The following is a 17,434-nucleotide window of genomic DNA, read 5'->3' on the forward strand; positions in this document are numbered from 1 at the left end:
GCTGTATCAAGAATAAATATAGGGAAAAGGCAGATGCTGTTTAAAGATTTTACTCAGGATATTAATCCACATCAGGCCTATCGTATTAAAAAGCTCAAGCAGCAGCTGCAACAGGCTGAGTCCTATGAGGAATGGAAATATATTGCCCTGAAAATAGATGAAGAATCAGGTGCACAGGAATGGAAATTTGATAACAGTTCACCCTACTTTGATGCAGAAGTGATCGCACATCGTCTGGGTAAATTACGACGCTATCGACAACAAAAGCGCACCCGTGACCTGATGTATATTTTGCGCGAAGGCCTGAGCTACGATATTGCTAACATTGCCCATCCTCTACTGTTTACCGAAGCCTATGTGGGCACTAAAAGAATTATTGAAGATTATGTCGAAGAAGTCAGCCAAGGCTTAGCCTATATTGCTTCAATAGACTGTACCTGTCTCAGTATGGAAGAAAAAATCGAATATTTTCAGCATTGTCAGCGCGCCTATGGCCAGCCAGCCCTGATGTTTTCCGGTGGTTCGACGCTGGGTCTGTTTCATACTGGTGTATGCAAAGCCTTAATGGAGCAGGACTTGTTGCCGAAGGTAATGTCCGGTTCAAGTGCGGGTGCCATCATGACCGCCATGTTAGGTGTATCCAAACCTTCGCAATATATTGATATTTTGAAAGGCCATAATTTCTTTCATGAGGCTTTTCATTTCCGCACCATGAGTGAATTGATGAAAGGTAATGGTGGTCTGGCGGATGTAAAATATCTAAAAAAATTTCTGGTCGAAAATCTGGGTGATCTGACCTTCGAAGAAGCACTCAAAACCTCAGGTCTGCATATCAATATTGCGGTTGCACCTTATGATGCTGGACAGGATGCACGCATTTTAAATGCCTATACTTCTCCGGATTTGCTGGTCTGGAGTGCGGTACTGGCGTCTTGTGCGGTGCCGGTTCTGTTTCCACCGGTTCGTTTGACCAGTAAGCGCTATGATGGTCAATATACGCCTTATATGGGTTCAACCCGCTGGGTGGATGGCAGCGTGCGCAGTGATTTTCCGCAGGAGAAAATGGCACGCCTGTATAATATTAATTATACCATTGCCAGTCAGACCAACCCGCATATCGTGCCATTCATGCAGGATGATATTTCACGTTTCCGTAAAGGTACCTTGAGCTGGCCGCAACGGATTGTTCGCCGTCAGGGCGCGGTGATTACCAAAGGAATGATGGATTTCGCCCGGGAACATGCCGGTAGCTTGCCTCCTGTACGCCGTCTACTGGATCATGGCTATGGTGTAGTTGACCAGCGTTATTATGGTGATGTGAATATTGTCGGTAAATATAGCCTACGCCACTATAGCTATATGTTGCAAAATCCGCGGCCGTATCTGTTTAAAATTTTACAGCGTGAAGGGGAGCGGGCTACTTGGCCAAAAATCTCCCTCATTGAGACTCAGGAACGGGTCGGGAAAACTATTCAGCATTGTCTGGAGCTGCTAAATTATCAGCATACACTTAATCCAATACCTGAATACATTGCCACGACTTAATTTAGATCATCTCGATATTTCTGATTTTGAACTACGAACCAAAGCCCGTAGTCTGGGTTTTGGTCGGCGTCTTTATTATGCCAAGGGAAATGCGCTCTGGCTAAAAACCCAGATATCGCATAGATCTGATAGTTTAATATCATCTCCACATGCTGAACTAGGCTGGCAACATGAGCTGGATTTTTATCAGGCTCATGCCAGCTCAGGTGATCTAAATTTTTTCCTTCCACATCAAATTATTCAACAGCCTTTCAAGATCAATCATGAACAATTTGAGCAGGCCTTAATTCTGGTCGATGCGCCGGCGCATTTTCAGATCATGCCGCATCAGCAATCCATCACGCAAATTCGGCAACATTTGCTGCAAGCTGTGGAGCCTTTAATCTGCCTGCAAGAATTGGGTTATTTGCATGCCGATTTAAAGCAGGAACATTTTGTAAATAATCAGGGCAGGGTCTGCCTGCTTGATTTTGAGCATGTCCAAATACTCCATCAGAATGACCTGCATGAACTGAATGCGACACCGCGTTATATGGCGCCGGAACTGTTCCAAGGCCAAGCCAAGAGCCTACAAAGTGAAGTTTATGCTTTGGGTGTTATTTTTTATGAGTGGTTGAGTGGTCAGCGTTTACAGGCGACAGATTATCTGGATTGGGCCTTTTTGCATTGTCAGCGTCTGAAAGTTGAGTTACCGCAGCACTTACAGGCTTTTCAAGGCTTATTAGAAGAAATGTTAAGTAAGCAGAAGCAGCATAGATTGGCCGATTTTCAAGCTGTGAAAGACTACTTAATGACTGAAATTGAATGAGAAAAATACAATAAAACTTGAATTGTTTCTTATTTAATCAAACGAGTGTTTTTTTATGATAAACGGCTTGTCAGCTGGAAATGATCTCTATAATATACACAGCCATTGGGGACGTGGCGAAATTGGTAGACGCACTGGATTTAGGTTCCAGCGCCGCGAGGTGTGAGAGTTCGAGTCTCTCCGTCCCCACCAATCGATATTGGGGTAACTGGATATTGGGTGGAAGTAGAGGATTGGTGTAATGGTAGCATGACGGTCTCCAAAACCGTTCGTCAAGGTTCGAATCCTTGATCCTCTGCCAAAGTTTGAAAGAAATCCAACGCTAAGTTGGTACCCTGATGGGGACGTGGCGAAATTGGTAGACGCACTGGATTTAGGTTCCAGCGCCGCGAGGTGTGAGAGTTCGAGTCTCTCCGTCCCCACCATCATATTAAAGCAAGGCGAGTGCCTTGCTTTTTTATTGCCTGAAATTTAAGGGCGGTTTTTTAGTACCAGATTTTTGCTGTCATGGTTGATGAACATCAATGCGTTCTGGATTTAAATTCTCCAGCGAATGATCATGCAAGGGCAGAACTTTAGCAAATTTCATGGTATTGCATGCAATCTGCATATTGAATAATTTAAATGTCATATGGATCAGTTCCATTGTGTTCATCAATTTTATATGTTGGTCTAAATAGAGCATTATTTGCTCAATAATGAATTAACTGCTTAATTTTTGATATAAAAGTATTTAGCTTTTTGCAGAACTACTTGTGAATCAGGTCTGATCGCTATAATATACACAGCCATGGGGATATGGCGGAATTGGTAGACGCACTGTGTTCAGGTCGCAGCGCCTTCCGGGCGTGAGAGTTCGAGTCTCTCTATCCCCACCATCATATTAAAGCAAGGCGAGTGCCTTGCTTTTTTATTGTCTGAAATTTGGTAAAACTGGTGTTATTTATGCGGTATTGTATTCTGATTTCAAGCACTGGTTCAGACATTATTTATCAATAATAGTTTCAGTATTCTGAATGCCTATGTTGATCAAGATTAGAAATTCATTTGAGTTTTAATTTGAAATATTGGAATTGAATCGAAATGATTAAAAACAACGAATCGACAGTCATATCCTAAAATGAATCAAATTTTCGGCATATATTTTATAAAAAATTAAAAATAGAACTAACTGTTTATTTTATAGCGGAATAGATTGTGATTGCTTGTAAAATCGCTTGTCAATGCCGGTCTATCTCTATAATATACACAGCCATTGGGGACGTGGCGAAATTGGTAGACGCACTGGATTTAGGTTCCAGCGCCGCGAGGTGTGAGAGTTCGAGTCTCTCCGTCCCCACCAATCAATATTTGAGTAACTGGATATTGGGTGGAAGTAGAGGATTGGTGTAATGGTAGCATGACGGTCTCCAAAACCGTTCGTCAAGGTTCGAATCCTTGATCCTCTGCCAAAGTTTGAAAGAAATCCAACGCTAAGTTGGTACCCTGATGGGGACGTGGCGAAATTGGTAGACGCACTGGATTTAGGTTCCAGCGCCGCGAGGTGTGAGAGTTCGAGTCTCTCCGTCCCCACCATCATATTAAAGCAAGGCTAATGCCTTGCTTTTTTATTGCCTCAAATTTACTAAACAAAGAAAAGCCCATCGAAATGGGCTGAATAACTGGAGAATAGCGCTGTTGAATCAGTGGAAAGATTAATTTATTTTTCTTCTCTTAAATAGAAGCAATCAGGCTTTTAAATGATCTTCAAATTCCTCGCCTAACTGTAGTGCCAGAGCATTACCTGCCAGATCACAGGTCACCAGGCCATATTCTTTCTTGAAGCTGAAACTGAAACCACGATCATCCGCCAGGGTGCGTACCGAATATCCCAATTTTTCTAACCATAGTCGAAATGCAATCAAATTTTTCGCTTTAACCACTTTTTTCACGAGATCACTCCTTCATCATTGTTAAATCTTAAATAAGGGTGAAAAATTATCTTTTAAAGGGCAAATGCCTTTATTTAAATTAATTTAAATGAATTTGTGTATATAGTGAACATCGGTTGATTAAGAAAAAATCAATTTAAACGTTAAGTAAATGATTTTTATCATATTGAATAGGTTGTAACTAAATATTAAGTTTTTATAAGCTATAAATTTGGATAATTAATTTTCTAATTCAATAGCTTATTAGTGAAACAGGTTATTTCCTAATTTTATCAATCGTATGAAATAGAAAATTTCAGATCTAGAATGAGAAAATTAAAATCCAATCGACTTATTTATTAAAAGAATACCGGCTGCTGGTTTTCTGATCTTCAGCTCGATTTGCATGCTTTATACTGTCTGAAATGTAATTCTCAAACTGAATACCCGCACCATGACTGAATTAACCATTGAAGACTATGTGAATCAGCAAATTGAATTAATGCAGCAGCAGGGACTTGATCCGGTTGCTGTGATGTTGGGACATGAAGACTGGTTGAGCTTTAGTATTCAGTCGAAAGTGGCCTATACGCCTTTCGGCAGTGCCCGTCGTTATCAGCCTGCTTTAGGTGGCTTGCTACTGGTACGTATTGATGAAATGCAGGCGGTGCGTGTCGTGACTCAAGGTGAACTGGATGCTTATGCACAAAGTAACCAGATTCTTTAACATTGCTTCATGCGATACATACGTTGTCAGTTTTAGTGAATAGAATCCAAGAAACTAGTTACTGCTATCCTACATATCATCATTCGGGATCGACATGGCCAATGTCACTTTTAAAGTTGAACGACAGAACTAATGTCATGCTCTGAAAGCAGACATTTTATTTCTATTTTGGTTTACAGTTTAATTTTGAATAATGCCCATTATATTAAATGGGTGCAAATGAGAGAGGGTATCTAAATCTCACTTGTTAAAAATAGACAGTATAGACAGTGAATCGTTCATGAAGTACATGGTTAAATATCCCAATACTACAAGCCATATCAGGATAATAATTCCTGCGGCCCAACAGTTTATAGGCCTTTCAACTAAGGTTTCTGCAAGAATTCTACAATCATCTATAATGTTTTGTGGGGTAAGCTTGATAACTAATAAAATACCTAAAGGTACAATAATAATATCGTCTAAATACCCCAGTACGGGAATAAAATCTGGAATTAAATCAATTGGTGAGAAGGCATAGGCAGCAATAATTAAAGCTAAAAGCTTTACAGAATTGGGCGTTCGCTTGTCTTTTGCAATAAGCCAAACAACCAAGATGTCTTTTTTGATTGATTTAGCCCATTGTTTGATTCTTTGATACATAGCAAATATTAAAAGAACTATAGAGATTTAATCATAAGAGAGTTTTCTTAAAACAATATAGATTTTTATTATCCTATTACGATTTTCTAGAATTAACATAATACACGTTATCCGAAATTCTATTTTTTATTATATATAAATCATATCTTTATAGTTTTTTAAAAGCCCAATTCAAGTAAATTGGGCTTTTTAAATAATTTATTAGGTTCCATGCTGATTATTTAAGCAATGTTCCACGAATTTCTCTAATTTAAATCAATATCATCCTGTTATTTATAAGTCATTATTTCATGTGTTGGAACTGAAATTGGTTTCTAAAAAAATAGAGGACTTGATTAATTATAAGAAAGCAAAAATGGCACAGAAAGACATTTTTTAGATGGAGATTCAACTTATTCCAATTTGTGCAAAATTTGTACGTGCCTTTCAATAACATTCTATGCATCGCAAATGACAAATAAGTAAGTCGGCTGAAGCATTGATCTTCAGCTTTGAATCCGGTTTAAAACTGATCTTTCAGGGTTCTTAAACGCTGGAATTCTTCCACGCTTTCTGCGCGCAGAAAAGGATTGGTTTGCAATTCATCTTCAATACTACTTGGCAGCGTGCACTGGCCTAGTATACGCAAACGCTCGATCTGCTCGAAGCGTTCCAGAATTGCCGAATTGTCCGGTTCAACGTGTTTGGCAAACTGTGCATTTGACAGAGTGTATTCATGAGTGCAATACACCTGCGTGCGCGGCGGCAAGGCAGCCAGACGGGACAGAGAATGATACATCTGTTCAAAGGTTCCTTCAAAAACCCGGCCACAACCCATGGCAAATAAGGTATCGCCGCAGAACAGCACATCAATTGCATCAATAAAATAAACAATATGGCCGAGTGTATGCCCGGGTACAGCAATTACCTGGATATCTATTCCATGAAAATTAAACTGTTCTTCATGCTCAAGCGGATGGGTGATAAACGGAATTTTGCTTAATTCTGCCCGTGGGCCATACACAGGCAGATTTTTTCCTTGGATTAACCCCGGCACACCGCCAATATGATCTTTATGCCAGTGAGTCAGCCAGATTTGACTTACAGTTAAACCGTGTTCGGCACAATAGTCTTGTACCAATTCTGCTTCGGTTGGATCAATCACAGCCACCTGATGCGACGCGGTATGTTCAAGCAACCAGATATAATTTTGCAGTGAATTCTGGACATCAATACAGTGAATTTTAAAGGGTGTCATAGCACATCACATCAAATGAAGATTATAGATAAAGTAGCATAATTTCGGATACTCTGGTGCTGGTTGATATCGTCTGATCATCCGCGATTACTTTCATTTATTCCAAATTTGAAAAATTTATAATTCCGGATCATCAATGCTCACCGCATTGCCGATGGTGTAAAAATGCCCGCCGGCTACATGATGAATACTTTTCCACTCTTCAGCCACTTCATGATAATGCCAGTGGCCGTCGCGGAAGACCCGATCATCGGCATAGGCTGCAATCACCTTGCCTATAAACAGGTCATGCATTTGCTGGTTATGCGGCTCAGGAATCAGCTCGCAGAGTATCCAGGCCGCACAGCCTTGTACTACAGGAATATCAGCATCAGGAAAATGAAATAGTTCTACTCCGGATTGTGCCAGTTTGTCCGGCACATCATGCAGGCTCTGCGTACCCAGACGATAGACCATATTCAGTTGTTTCAATGTTGGAATTTGCAGCGCGAAATAACCTGAATTTTCAATAATATTTCGGGTTTTGGTGCTTTTATCCAGAACCACAGTCACTTTTGCGGGGCTGAATTCCAATGCGCATGCCCAGGCTGCTGCCATAACATCTGTATCCTGCTGATCTTGAGCAGATACCAGTACAGTAGGGCCATGGGTAATCAGACGATAAGCTTTTTCTAAGGGAACGCTTTGAATATGGGAGTTTGTCATGCAGCACCATTTGCTCTATTTATTTACTAGGCCAGATTAATGAGATCATTAACATATTCAAGTTCATTCTTGCAAAAAAGCTTTTAAACTAGAGATCGTTATATTCAGGAATTCAAAAAATGAAAATGTACCAGGTCGATGCGTTTACCACGGAACTGTTTAAAGGCAATCCTGCAGCCGTGATTGTGCTGGATGAATGGCTCGAAGATGGTCTGATGCAAAATATCGCCTTGGAAAATAATCTGTCCGAAACGGCTTTTGTTAAAGTCATCGATAGCGATAATTATGCCATCCGCTGGTTTACGCCAACCAAGGAAGTGGATTTTTGTGGTCATGCGACATTGGCCAGCAGCTTTGTACTATTCAATCAATTTGATACGGGGAAAACGATTCATTTTCATGTAAAAGACTTAGGCATTTTTGTAGTCAATCAGGATGCAGATGGCAAGATCAGAATGAACTTTCCAGTTCGTCGTGCAGAGCCAGTTGCTGAATATCCTGAAGCTTTAAGACAGGCCTTGAGCAAACCGTTTAAACAGGTTTATCTGAACGCGCAGGGCTATATTGTTGAATATGAATCGGTACAGGATGTGCTGGATGAAACACCTGATTTTGAACTGTTGAAACAGTTGAATGGTAAGCGTACAGCCATTACTGCTCAGAATACTTATCTAGACGTCGCGATCACCTCACAAGACATGCAATATGACTGTATTTCACGTTATTTTGCACCGAGTAATGGCATCAATGAAGATCCGGTAACAGGTTCAATTCACACCGGAATTGCACCGCTGTGGGCCGAAAAACTGGGTAAAAATGAACTGGTCGCCTATCAGGCATCAGCGCGTGGTGGGGTGCTATATTGTGCCTTGCAAGATCAGGATCGAATTGAAATTTCCGGTTATGGAAAATTATATATGCAAGCTGAAATTTATCTTTAATTTTTTAATTACATAGAACTACATGTCGTCAGGTGAGGCGGCATGTTATTTTGATGGTTCGGCTTGGAATAGATTATTCAGAAAAAGAATCATTCTCTAAGATGGGCGCGAATAAAAATTTATATTTATAATTTGGATGAAGAATGTTGCTACGTTATAAAAATTTAAGTCTGGCTATTATATTGTCTGGCTGTAGTGTACTAAGTTTTGCACAGCCTGTTTTGGTGAAAACGGAACAGAATATTGAAGAATACCGACTGGATAATGGACTGCGCATTATCCTGGCACCGAATGATAAAGAAAATAAAGTTTTTATGAATACGGTCTATCTGACCGGTTCCCTGAATGATCCTCAGGGCAAGGGCGGACTGGCCCATCTGCTGGAACATTTGGCCTTTAAAGGCACAGAAAATGTCAAAGGGGATGAATTCCAGCGTCGACTGGATCAATATACCTTGATGACTAATGCCAGTACCGACTATTACTCGACCAAATATACCAATGTGATCCGTCCTGAAAAAACTGCGCTGAGTGAAGTCATTTTTCTCGAAGCCGAACGCATGGACAAGCTGGTGCTTCAGGAAAAATATGTACCGACTGAAATTGATATTGTAAAACGCGAGCGTGAAATTCGTCTGGATCAGCCATTTTCAGTATTGATCGATCAGGTGTTTAAATCTGCTTATGGCAATCAGTATTTAGGCCGTTTGCCGATTGGTGACCTAAATGAGCTGCAATCAATCAATATGCAGGAACTAAACCATTTTTACCGTCAATGGTATGCACCGAATAATGCCTTTGTGGTCATTTCGGGCAAATTTGATAAGGCCGAAGTCTTAAAACAGCTGGATACGCATTTCAGTCCGATTCAATCCCGAAATGTACCAGCGCAAGTGAAAGTCCCAGCGCTTAAACCAGAGCAAATCAAACAGCGTGAATTTACAGTAAAGAAAGGCAGTGATCTGGCCAAGTTTAATCTTTATTTGAATCAATCCGAAGAAAGCATTAAAACGGCTTTGGCTGTTTCGCCAACGCTCTATACTTTGCAGCCAAGTGGACATCTCTATCAGAATATGGTGGAAACTGGAAAATCGACTGCGGTGCAATCCAGCACCTGGCTGGATAAAGACTTTAATCTGGTGTTTATGGGGGCAATCTATGCCCCGAATCATCAGGCACAGGCGATAGAGCAGGGGCTGATTCAAGGCGTCGAACAGAGCCAGCCATTTACCGAAGCAGAATTAAACCGGGCTAAAAATCTGACCCGAAATCAGGCCGACAATATTAAAAATAGTGCGACTGCTTTGGGTTCGCGTTTAAGCGATTATGCAGTGACGTATTCGGGTGACTGGAGCCAGTATTTTAAAGATCTGAACGCGATTCAAAACCTGAATGTGAATCAGGTCAATCAGGTTTATAAGAGTTTTTTAAGACCTGAATACCGGATTTCTGGCAATATTTTACCTACCCCGGAAGATCAGAAAAAAGCGCAGGAACTGGCACAAACAGAAGCACCGGCAAAAACCCTGGACCAGCAGGCTGAAACAGAAGAGCCTCTGAAAGATGTCAGTGTCTATCAGGCTGAAGTAAAACAATATATACAGCAGTCCAAACAGTATTTGCATAGTAAAGACAAACAGATTCAGCGTGGCAAGTTGAAAAATGGCATTAAATACGCGCTGTTTCCGACGACTACACGCGATGATAAAGTCTATGCCACAATTTCACTGGATTTTGGTACCGCTCAAAGTCTGATGAATAAAGGCGAGATTCTTGATCTGACCGCTTATTTAATGTTGCGCTCATCGAAAACCCAAAGCTTGCAGCAGATTGCCGATAAAATTATTGAAGTAGGCGGTTCGGCGACTGCCAGTGCATCCGGTAATGGCCTGACCTTGCAGATCAGCGCCAAAAAAGAAAAGTTTGAAGAATTTTTCCAGTATGTGGTTGATGTGCTGAAAACGCCGGCATTTGAGCAAAGCCAGTTTGACTTGATCAAGGGGCAGACTTTATCCAGTCTGGATCGTCCTTATACTGAACCAGATACCGTGTCGAGCTTGACGATGGCGCGAACTCTCGAGATCTATCAGCCTGGCGATCTGCGTTTCCATTTCGAGCCTGAACTGGCCAAAAAACAGTATCAGAAAGCGACTCGCGAACAGGTTGTGGCACTGTATCAGCAGTTTTTAAAAACCCAACATGCGCAAATCGCGGTTACGGGCGAATTTAATCCGAAATCGATGCAAAAAAACCTGAAAAATAGTTTCTCAGACTGGAAAGCGGCACAGCCTTATGAGCGTCTGAAATCGGAATATCGAAGCTACCCAGCCCAGAAAATTCATGCGTTGTCCGAGCAGCGTGAATTCGGGAGTTATCAGGCATTCATGAGCATGCCGGTCGGCGCAGATCATGCCGATGTACCTGCATTACAGGTATTTCGATATATTCTGGGTGATTCACAGTTATCGTCACGACTGGCACAAGAGCTACGCGAGAAAAATGCACTAGTCTATGGTTTTAGTGCAGATGTGCAACTCGATGAATGGGCAGATGTGGGCGCCATGATGATTAGTGCCAATTATACAGCTGGAAAATCCGCACAGGTTTCTCAGGCAGTGCATAAGGTACTGAATGAACTGCTGACACGTGGCGTGACTGAACAGGAAGTCGAAGCGGCAAAAGCCAGTATCTTGAAACAGCGTCTAACCGCACTCGAGGATGATCGCCGTATTCATACTATGCTGATTCCACAGCTGGAAAAAGACCGTAATCTGGTTTACCGGGAAAAACGTGATCAGGCGATTGCTCAACTGAGCAAAGCCGATATTGATGCCATGATCAAAAAATACATCAAGCCGGACCAGCTGGTGGAAGTGATGGCTGATCAGTACGGTAAGCAAGTTAAAACATCATAGTGTTGATAAAAAATCCCCTCAAGTGAGGGGATTTTTTTATTTTAGTTTTATGCTTTAGGTTGCTCTATGACTAAAAACAATCCCTCCAGTTAAGCTTGCAAGGATAGATAGGAGCAGACTCCAAACAGATACAATAAGAAGGAAAATCAATATTCCACAGCCAATCAAAGTTGAAACGAAAGCAATATCTTGATCAAAAGGATGATGGATCGCCACTTGATAATAATAAGACGTTATCCAGCTTGAAATAATAGTGAGTAAAATACAAAGTCCTTTGCCTGAAGGCGTATTTAGACTGGAATCTGTTATCCAACTTAGCATGTCCTCATCTACTCAAAGTCGATAAAAACGTTTAGCATTTTCATAAAAAATCGACTTTAAGGCATTTTCATTGTAGTCCTGCACAATATCGCTAAAGGCATCAATAATGTTGGTGAGTGAGCTACTGACACTGTCCATTGGAAAGTTGGATGCAAACATCACGCGCCCAGAACCAAAACAGTCTAAAGTATGCTGGATCACGGGTGCGGCACGTTCCACTAATTCCTGTTTACTTGCCAGCCGTTTCTGCGTGTGAAAATCATGTCCCAAGACTGGCATAAACAGACCAGACATTTTGGTCGATACATTTTTGCATTCGGCCAGTTCTGCCAACTGATCTTTCCAGTCTGCAAATATCTGGGTGCGATCTTGTTCGGTCTTGCCTGTAGCTTTGCCCACTTTGCCAAATAAACCTGCGGGCGTACCCAGATGATCCAGCACAATAGGGGTGTTTGGAAAGGCTTTGGCCAGCGCAGTAACATCCGCAATCTGGGGAGAATATACCCAGGCATCAAAGCTTAAATCTTGCTTGGCCAGTTCCTCAAAGCCTTTCAGAAAATTTTTGTTGCGATAGAGATGCGGTTCATTGGCCCAGGCATGAATCCCTTTATCCGGATGTACCGCAGCCATTTTACGGATGCCGCGAAACTTGGGAGAAGCTTCTCGATGTAGTTGAATCAGTTGCTTGAAGTTCTTCTGTCGTGGGTCCGCCGTGGCGACAATCCCACCTAGCCGGATATTATGCTGATCAAAAGGAAGTCCAGCGATAAAACGGGTTTCATTCACGACGCCTGTGCCTTGTTGGTCATGCCAGCTGGCTTCGACATGCACAACTTGCTCACCTTATCTGCCTGCATCTTTCTTGTAATTTGCAGGCAGATAAGGTGAGGTCAGGTGCTGGGTCAATCCAATCGTCTCAATCACATCTTTGGGTTTTAACAGCCGAACCATTTTATCCAGCAGCCTGGGATGTTTGCCAAACAGCTTTACCGCGAGCGCTGCCGCATGTGGGGTATTATACGGATCCCATTGGTGAATATGCGGGTCAATGATCGGGAAGGGAAGTTGCTGCATGCTATGCCTTGTTTTAGTTTATTTATTATTCAACTTATATAGTGCTTAAATCACTTTAAAGTCAATATGATAAATGACGGCAAATAAAAAAAGCCCCGTAGGGCTTTTCATTTTTAATCAATGATCGTGCTTGTGATCATGGTTATGCTTGTTGGCATGAAACTCTTCATTGTGACGGAAACGCAAATAGTTTTCGAACTGTTCACAGTATTCATCATAGTTATCTTCCAGCATCATTTGAAATTGCTGCAAGATATAAGACATGACCTGATCTTTGGCATCGCGCATTTCATTCCCATCTTTAAAGTTATTCGCTGCCACCCAGGTATTGAAACGGGCAGTACCAAATAACATCGCCGCACTGACTTGACCGCGCTTATCGCTCGGTTTTTCCTGTGAGCCTTTTTCTACGCGACAAAACTCGTTGGCTTGTTGAATAAATTCATCAGCACGTTCAAAGAATGCCGCATTTAACGCTTCTTCTTCGGTTACATCGGTTGCTTCAATCTTTTGAACCATGAATTTGTTCCTAACACTAAAATCTCAATCGTTAATTATAGGCAAAGCCTTGCAGAAACTAAACCTTTGCCTTAATCTAAAAAATAGCCTAAGCATATAAAAGTGAATGCCATGCAGGATGCGATTGCAGTACAAAGCCTAAAAAGTGATATTGCCTTATTGCGCCAGAATATTTGGCCACCGGCAAATCTAGCCAATGTTGAAGGCTTGCCGATTTATTATGGCAGCCAGTCACAGGTAGATGAATACTATAGCCAGTGGCTCGGGCTGATTGAAAGGGCACAGGATCTGTTTCAGCCTTTTATGGAAGATGAAATCTTGGATGCGATCCATCTGCCGAGTCATTTAAACTTGCCGCTGTTTTATTTTCATGTTGACCGGATTCGCATTAATAAAACCCGCGCCAAGGAATCCAAAACTTTTCGTGGGGTCGCCAGCCTGATCGAAAAATGCGGCCAGTTCGAACCCGAGCAGGTCGCAGCCATGCGGCAGTGGCTCGAGAGTGACGATACCGCAGCGTTGGTGGCACACCGTGAGTTTGTGGATTTACGCACTTATGTATTTCAGCATGGCCAGAGCGAATATACGCGCACCCGTTTTTATGTCAATGGAATCGTGCTGAGTGTTGAGCCACATTTTGAGCTGGTCGATGCACGTGATAAGCCACGCAAGCAACGCAGCGACAGTTATAACGATCCTCTGGCAGATAATAATACCTGGAAAGTATTCGGCAAATATCGCTAGCACAGTTTGACCAAGCCCGGTCTTACCAGAAGGGCTTGGTATTGTCAGCAAACTGCTGTAAACGTTCTGCTGCTTCGCTCGACAAACGCTGCTGTTCTGCACTTATCCAGCCCAGCACAAACCAGGCTTTGGCTTGTTGTTTGACATAAGGTCTAAATAATTCGTCTGCTACAAATAGGTCATTATAATGCCCGAGACTTTCCTGCAAGGGTTTTAAGGCTTTTAGATAGGCTTTAACCTCTTTTTCAGGAAATAAGCTTTGCAAGAATTCTACGTTATAGCGTAAGCGTTTGACCCGTTTGCGTGTGCGATGCCGGGATTCAATATCCAGTTCTTGATAGTTCTCGGCATCCTGACAGATTTGCTGATGCAGCTTGCTCAGGCCTTTACACAAAATTTTATGCGAAGACTTGGCTTTACCCTCTGTATTTTCTTGGCTAAAGCTGAATAGTTGCAGCATTAATTCTACTGTGGCAGGACTTCTGAACAGTGTACTGATATCTGGTTGTTTTTGTCGGTGTGGTGGTAATTTCAGTAAGGGGGAACCTGCTTTTTCTAGTTGTGGAATCAGGCTTTCTGCCAAGGCATCGCGATCTCGGGTAGAACCCAGTTGCTGGAAAATATCCCGTAGCTGTTCTGGCCATTCTGGCTGTACATGTTCAGTTACGGACTGGAAAATTTTAAAGGCACTGCGCAAACGTCGAATCGCAACACGTGCCTGATGCACATGATCACTATTATAATTTTCTGCAGCAATCGCCGTCGCATTTGGGAAAAGATGAGCCAGACAGTTGGTGACAATCTTTTGCAAAATCGTACTGATCTGATCTTTCTGTTCAAGCACTAAGGGAAGCTGATGCTGAACTGGCAGACTCTCTTCATCATGTAATAAGGCATAACCGCGTTCCGATTTGCTCCGTGTATCCAGCCACAAAGCATAACGCTGAACCCAGGGGTGAATGAAATCAATCAATTCACTCAGCTGGCCGGATTTAAGCTCAAATTCGACTTCATAAATATCGATGGCTTGATCATTGTGTCGAATTTCTCCGACATCAAAGGCAATTTCAATCTTACTGTCCAGATGACTTTCTGTGAGTACATACCGTACGACATCTGTTTCAAATTGCAGAATAAGCGGTGTCTCCAGATCACCGAGCGCCTGTTTCAGGATTTTTTTGGCCGGTTTATGTTTGCGATATAACTGAAAATCACAATGTTCCGGAGGACTTTTTAATTCATGCTCAAGTTCAAAACGTTCAAATTGTTGTTCAGTCGCTGCTTTCAGGGTTTGAATCCATTGCTGGTCTTCCAGACGTTGCCGCAGGGCAATCTGATGTTGTTGTAATTGTTGCGCTTCAGTATCAAAGTAGCGTGCACATAGACGATGCCGAGTCGGCTGAAGTTTCTGAATGTCCTGTTCAAATTGCATACGAGACTGTGGCGGAATCTGGAATTTGAGTTCTATTTCTGCCATCGGGTCATTCCTCCGCGATGTTGGTTTTACAGATTAATATAGCCCAAAGATCGGCAGGGGTGTGATGTGCTTCTGCAACAAAAAGCACGCCATAGAAGGCGTGCTTTGAGTGTTTCTCGTGATATTTATTTCAATATTTTTATTTCAGGAATTTACGACTGACCAGGAACTGTTCGGTCGCTTCAAGCAGTTTTTGCGCATAAACTTCTTGTTTGGCGGTCAGCCAGCCCAGCACAAACCAGTCACTTGCTTCCAGTTCAGTCTGCTGAATATAAACTGCAGAAGAGGCCAAAGTTTGATATTCACTGGCTGCCAGTTGTGCATCATTCAGCGCTTTGCTGTATTTCTGCAAATTTTTGACATCATAGATCGTGGTTAAAATCGGAAAGCTGAATTTGAGTTCCTGAATCCGGCCAGATAATTGATCCAGACTTTCAAAATCAGTGATATCGGTCTGGTTCATTTGTTCCTGCAAGGCTTTATATTGCTGTTGCAAGGTAGTTTGCGCAGCAGTTTTCAGGTCCAGCGAGGCATGCTCATTTTCATTTAAACTGAACATCAGCAATTCCAGATAATGATGCACATTCTGGGTGGATTTGACCAGATTACCGAGTTTCTCCTGCGCATACAGAATATCTTTGCTCAGATTTTCTGCCGTGGTTGGATTTTGCAGGAAGCCGGCCAAGCTGTTTTGCATATGCTGCAAATGTTGCAGATGTTCAAATTGCTGCTTAAAGGCCGCCAGTTGATGTGCCCATTTATCCGAAAGCTGTGGATGCCAGTCTTTGAATAGCAGCAAGGTCAGATATAAGTGATCTAGTGCCAGTCGTGCCTGATCAATATGTTCCTGCTCTGCAACCTGAGCTGCAATCGCCGCGATATTCGGCAATAAATGCTGCATCTGCTGTGCAATCAGACTGCACATGGTTTTACTGGCGCTGTCTTTTTTGCTGATCTGAAATTCTTTGCTGAGGGTCGCAGGACTGACGCGCTGTGAAGTCGCCAGTAAATTGCCTATTTCAGCCTTGCTGCGTACATCGAGCCAGAGCTGATATTTCTTGACCCATTCAAAACTAAACGCCAGCAGATGTTGAATTGAACCATTTTTAAGCTCGAACTCGACTTCATGTACTTCTTGTTCGGCATCCTGTGTGCGGATAAGCCCAATATCCAGGCTGACTTCGATCTGGGTGTCTTCATAGTCAATCACCCTTAACGTACGGGAAATATCGGTTTCAAACTGGAGTTGGAGCTGGTCGAACTGATTGCCGAGTGCATTGCTGAGAATTGCCCCGGCTTCTGGAAATTTTTTATAAATATCTAAATCCAGTTCAGGAGATGCGGTTAATTTCCCTAGATCATGATTATGTTCAAAGCGTTCGATATGGCTTTTTCCGGCCGCTTTTAGCGTTTGCACCCAACGTGTACCTTCCAGACGCTGACGCAGTGCCACCCCATGCCGGGCCAGTTGGCGGTCGGTAGTATCATAATATTTGGCTTGAAGCTGGATCTGTTGAGACTTTTTCGGATCAAGTGCCTTGAGCAGCGCAGTGCGTCGTGCCACAGGAATTTGGAACTTGAGTTCAACTTCAACCATGATGATCATCCTATCTGTTCAGTGCAATTAAGTACTGAATCTTCACTTGAATAAGGTTCTTAAATTAGGCGGACAGCAGCCGCAATTATATTTTTAGATTTGTGCGCAGCAGATTGTAACCAAAATCAAAATGCATGTAAGACTTGACTGAACATAAAAAGCTTAAACAGAAGTTTTAAGATTAAATTTCATCGGTTCATTTTAGACTAAAACGATCGGATTCAGGCCTTCACGGGGATGTTCAAGATGCATTGAAGCGCGCATCAAAAGGC

15 protein-coding genes, 7 tRNA genes and 1 pseudogene are annotated in these 17,434 nt (G+C 42.3%); 13 read left to right on the forward strand and 10 right to left on the reverse strand.

Going from position 1 to position 17,434, the window contains the following annotated elements:
* Positions 1-33: 33 nt before the first annotated feature.
* The 5 genes from G4D73_RS00735 to G4D73_RS00755 all read left to right on the forward strand — a co-directional run bounded on the left by G4D73_RS00735 (position 34) and on the right by G4D73_RS00755 (position 2,778).
* On the forward strand, positions 34-1,545 hold the full coding sequence (locus G4D73_RS00735; RefSeq protein WP_005246731.1) for a DUF3336 domain-containing protein: 1,512 nt from the start codon (positions 34-36) through the stop codon (positions 1,543-1,545).
* Complete coding sequence (locus G4D73_RS00740) at positions 1,532-2,353, forward strand: protein kinase domain-containing protein (RefSeq protein WP_213687139.1); 822 nt, start codon at positions 1,532-1,534, stop codon at positions 2,351-2,353. The genes G4D73_RS00735 and G4D73_RS00740 overlap by 14 nt, the downstream gene beginning before the upstream one ends.
* 107 nt (positions 2,354-2,460) lie before the next feature.
* Positions 2,461-2,545, forward strand: a tRNA-Leu gene (locus G4D73_RS00745).
* 35 nt (positions 2,546-2,580) lie between these two features.
* Positions 2,581-2,654, forward strand: a tRNA-Trp gene (locus G4D73_RS00750).
* Between the two features lie 39 nt (positions 2,655-2,693).
* Positions 2,694-2,778, forward strand: a tRNA-Leu gene (locus G4D73_RS00755).
* A gap of 80 nt (positions 2,779-2,858) precedes the next feature.
* Here the strand turns inward: G4D73_RS00755 and G4D73_RS15580 are convergent.
* A complete protein-coding gene (locus G4D73_RS15580; protein WP_266100013.1) occupies positions 2,859-2,984 on the reverse strand; it encodes a hypothetical protein in 126 nt (41 codons plus the stop codon).
* Positions 2,985-3,145: 161 nt separating this feature from the next.
* On the opposite strand from G4D73_RS15580, the gene G4D73_RS00765 reads away from it, so the two are divergent.
* The 4 genes from G4D73_RS00765 to G4D73_RS00780 all read left to right on the forward strand — a co-directional run bounded on the left by G4D73_RS00765 (position 3,146) and on the right by G4D73_RS00780 (position 3,928).
* Positions 3,146-3,231, forward strand: a tRNA-Leu gene (locus tag G4D73_RS00765).
* Between the two features lie 379 nt (positions 3,232-3,610).
* A tRNA-Leu gene (locus tag G4D73_RS00770) sits at positions 3,611-3,695 on the forward strand.
* 35 nt (positions 3,696-3,730) lie between these two features.
* Positions 3,731-3,804: transfer RNA gene (locus tag G4D73_RS00775), tRNA-Trp, on the forward strand.
* Between the two features lie 39 nt (positions 3,805-3,843).
* A tRNA-Leu gene (locus G4D73_RS00780) sits at positions 3,844-3,928 on the forward strand.
* 152 nt (positions 3,929-4,080) lie between these two features.
* Here G4D73_RS00780 and G4D73_RS00785 read toward each other — a convergent pair.
* Complete coding sequence (locus G4D73_RS00785) at positions 4,081-4,284, reverse strand: hypothetical protein (protein WP_004280022.1); 204 nt, start codon at positions 4,282-4,284, stop codon at positions 4,081-4,083.
* A 433-nt stretch (positions 4,285-4,717) separates the two neighbouring features.
* Here G4D73_RS00785 and G4D73_RS00790 point away from each other — a divergent pair, with 433 nt between their 5' ends.
* Positions 4,718-4,990: a hypothetical protein gene (locus G4D73_RS00790; protein ID WP_213687141.1), complete on the forward strand. Its 273-nt coding sequence runs from the start codon at positions 4,718-4,720 to the stop codon at positions 4,988-4,990.
* A gap of 240 nt (positions 4,991-5,230) precedes the next feature.
* Here G4D73_RS00790 and G4D73_RS00795 read toward each other — a convergent pair whose 3' ends face one another.
* The 3 genes from G4D73_RS00795 to G4D73_RS00805 all read right to left on the reverse strand — a co-directional run bounded on the left by G4D73_RS00795 (position 5,231) and on the right by G4D73_RS00805 (position 7,574).
* A complete protein-coding gene (locus G4D73_RS00795) occupies positions 5,231-5,632 on the reverse strand; it encodes a YkvA family protein (protein ID WP_213687142.1) in 402 nt (133 codons plus the stop codon).
* A 502-nt stretch (positions 5,633-6,134) separates the two neighbouring features.
* A complete protein-coding gene (gene gloB / locus G4D73_RS00800) occupies positions 6,135-6,869 on the reverse strand; it encodes a hydroxyacylglutathione hydrolase (RefSeq protein ID WP_213687143.1) in 735 nt (244 codons plus the stop codon).
* 117 nt (positions 6,870-6,986) lie between these two features.
* Complete coding sequence (locus tag G4D73_RS00805) at positions 6,987-7,574, reverse strand: flavin reductase family protein (protein WP_195724871.1); 588 nt, start codon at positions 7,572-7,574, stop codon at positions 6,987-6,989.
* A 119-nt stretch (positions 7,575-7,693) separates the two neighbouring features.
* On the opposite strand from G4D73_RS00805, the gene G4D73_RS00810 reads away from it, so the two are divergent.
* Positions 7,694-8,515 carry a PhzF family phenazine biosynthesis protein gene (locus tag G4D73_RS00810; RefSeq protein ID WP_213687144.1) on the forward strand — a complete coding sequence of 274 codons (822 nt, stop codon included), beginning with the start codon at positions 7,694-7,696 and terminating at the stop codon, positions 8,513-8,515.
* A gap of 143 nt (positions 8,516-8,658) precedes the next feature.
* The gene (locus tag G4D73_RS00815; RefSeq protein WP_213687145.1) at positions 8,659-11,430 is read left to right on the forward strand and encodes a M16 family metallopeptidase; all 2,772 of its coding nucleotides are present in this window, start codon (positions 8,659-8,661) and stop codon (positions 11,428-11,430) included.
* Positions 11,431-11,484: 54 nt separating this feature from the next.
* Here the strand turns inward: G4D73_RS00815 and G4D73_RS00820 are convergent, their stop codons facing one another.
* The 3 genes and pseudogenes from G4D73_RS00820 to G4D73_RS00830 all read right to left on the reverse strand — a co-directional run bounded on the left by G4D73_RS00820 (position 11,485) and on the right by G4D73_RS00830 (position 13,344).
* Complete coding sequence (locus G4D73_RS00820; protein ID WP_155756639.1) at positions 11,485-11,751, reverse strand: hypothetical protein; 267 nt, start codon at positions 11,749-11,751, stop codon at positions 11,485-11,487.
* A gap of 12 nt (positions 11,752-11,763) precedes the next feature.
* Positions 11,764-12,825 (reverse strand): annotated as a pseudogene (locus tag G4D73_RS00825) (amidohydrolase family protein).
* A 117-nt stretch (positions 12,826-12,942) separates the two neighbouring features.
* On the reverse strand, positions 12,943-13,344 hold the full coding sequence (locus G4D73_RS00830) for a DUF3144 domain-containing protein (protein WP_004280011.1): 402 nt from the start codon (positions 13,342-13,344) through the stop codon (positions 12,943-12,945).
* 111 nt (positions 13,345-13,455) lie between these two features.
* On the opposite strand from G4D73_RS00830, the gene G4D73_RS00835 reads away from it, so the two are divergent.
* The gene (locus G4D73_RS00835; protein WP_213687708.1) at positions 13,456-14,088 is read left to right on the forward strand and encodes a hypothetical protein; all 633 of its coding nucleotides are present in this window, start codon (positions 13,456-13,458) and stop codon (positions 14,086-14,088) included.
* A gap of 22 nt (positions 14,089-14,110) precedes the next feature.
* Here G4D73_RS00835 and G4D73_RS00840 read toward each other — a convergent pair whose 3' ends face one another.
* Both G4D73_RS00840 and G4D73_RS00845 read right to left on the reverse strand, forming a co-directional pair.
* Positions 14,111-15,565: a CYTH and CHAD domain-containing protein gene (locus G4D73_RS00840; RefSeq protein ID WP_213687146.1), complete on the reverse strand. Its 1,455-nt coding sequence runs from the start codon at positions 15,563-15,565 to the stop codon at positions 14,111-14,113.
* 139 nt (positions 15,566-15,704) lie between these two features.
* Positions 15,705-17,162: a CYTH domain-containing protein gene (locus G4D73_RS00845; protein WP_213687147.1), complete on the reverse strand. Its 1,458-nt coding sequence runs from the start codon at positions 17,160-17,162 to the stop codon at positions 15,705-15,707.
* Between the last annotated feature and the right edge of the window lie 272 nt (positions 17,163-17,434).

This window comes from Acinetobacter sp. WY4, assembly GCF_018438165.1.
Taxonomy (GTDB): Bacteria; Pseudomonadota; Gammaproteobacteria; order Pseudomonadales; family Moraxellaceae; genus Acinetobacter.

Bases quoted from the DNA above. Each gene is read 5' to 3' on its own strand.
- G4D73_RS00815 (WP_213687145.1), top strand. From the start codon at position 8,659: ATGTTGCTACGTTATAAAAATTTAAGTCTGGCTATTATATTGTCTGGC.
- G4D73_RS00845 (WP_213687147.1), bottom strand. From the start codon at position 17,162: ATGGTTGAAGTTGAACTCAAGTTCCAAATTCCTGTGGCACGACGCACT.
- G4D73_RS00840 (WP_213687146.1), bottom strand. From the start codon at position 15,565: ATGGCAGAAATAGAACTCAAATTCCAGATTCCGCCACAGTCTCGTATG.
- G4D73_RS00735 (WP_005246731.1), top strand. From the start codon at position 34: ATGCTGTTTAAAGATTTTACTCAGGATATTAATCCACATCAGGCCTAT.
- G4D73_RS00805 (WP_195724871.1), bottom strand. From the start codon at position 7,574: ATGACAAACTCCCATATTCAAAGCGTTCCCTTAGAAAAAGCTTATCGT.
- G4D73_RS00790 (WP_213687141.1), top strand. From the start codon at position 4,718: ATGACTGAATTAACCATTGAAGACTATGTGAATCAGCAAATTGAATTA.
- G4D73_RS00810 (WP_213687144.1), top strand. From the start codon at position 7,694: ATGAAAATGTACCAGGTCGATGCGTTTACCACGGAACTGTTTAAAGGC.
- G4D73_RS00835 (WP_213687708.1), top strand. From the start codon at position 13,456: ATGCAGGATGCGATTGCAGTACAAAGCCTAAAAAGTGATATTGCCTTA.
- G4D73_RS15580 (WP_266100013.1), bottom strand. From the start codon at position 2,984: ATGACATTTAAATTATTCAATATGCAGATTGCATGCAATACCATGAAA.
- G4D73_RS00820 (WP_155756639.1), bottom strand. From the start codon at position 11,751: ATGCTAAGTTGGATAACAGATTCCAGTCTAAATACGCCTTCAGGCAAA.
- G4D73_RS00830 (WP_004280011.1), bottom strand. From the start codon at position 13,344: ATGGTTCAAAAGATTGAAGCAACCGATGTAACCGAAGAAGAAGCGTTA.
- G4D73_RS00795 (WP_213687142.1), bottom strand. From the start codon at position 5,632: ATGTATCAAAGAATCAAACAATGGGCTAAATCAATCAAAAAAGACATC.
- gloB (WP_213687143.1), bottom strand. From the start codon at position 6,869: ATGACACCCTTTAAAATTCACTGTATTGATGTCCAGAATTCACTGCAA.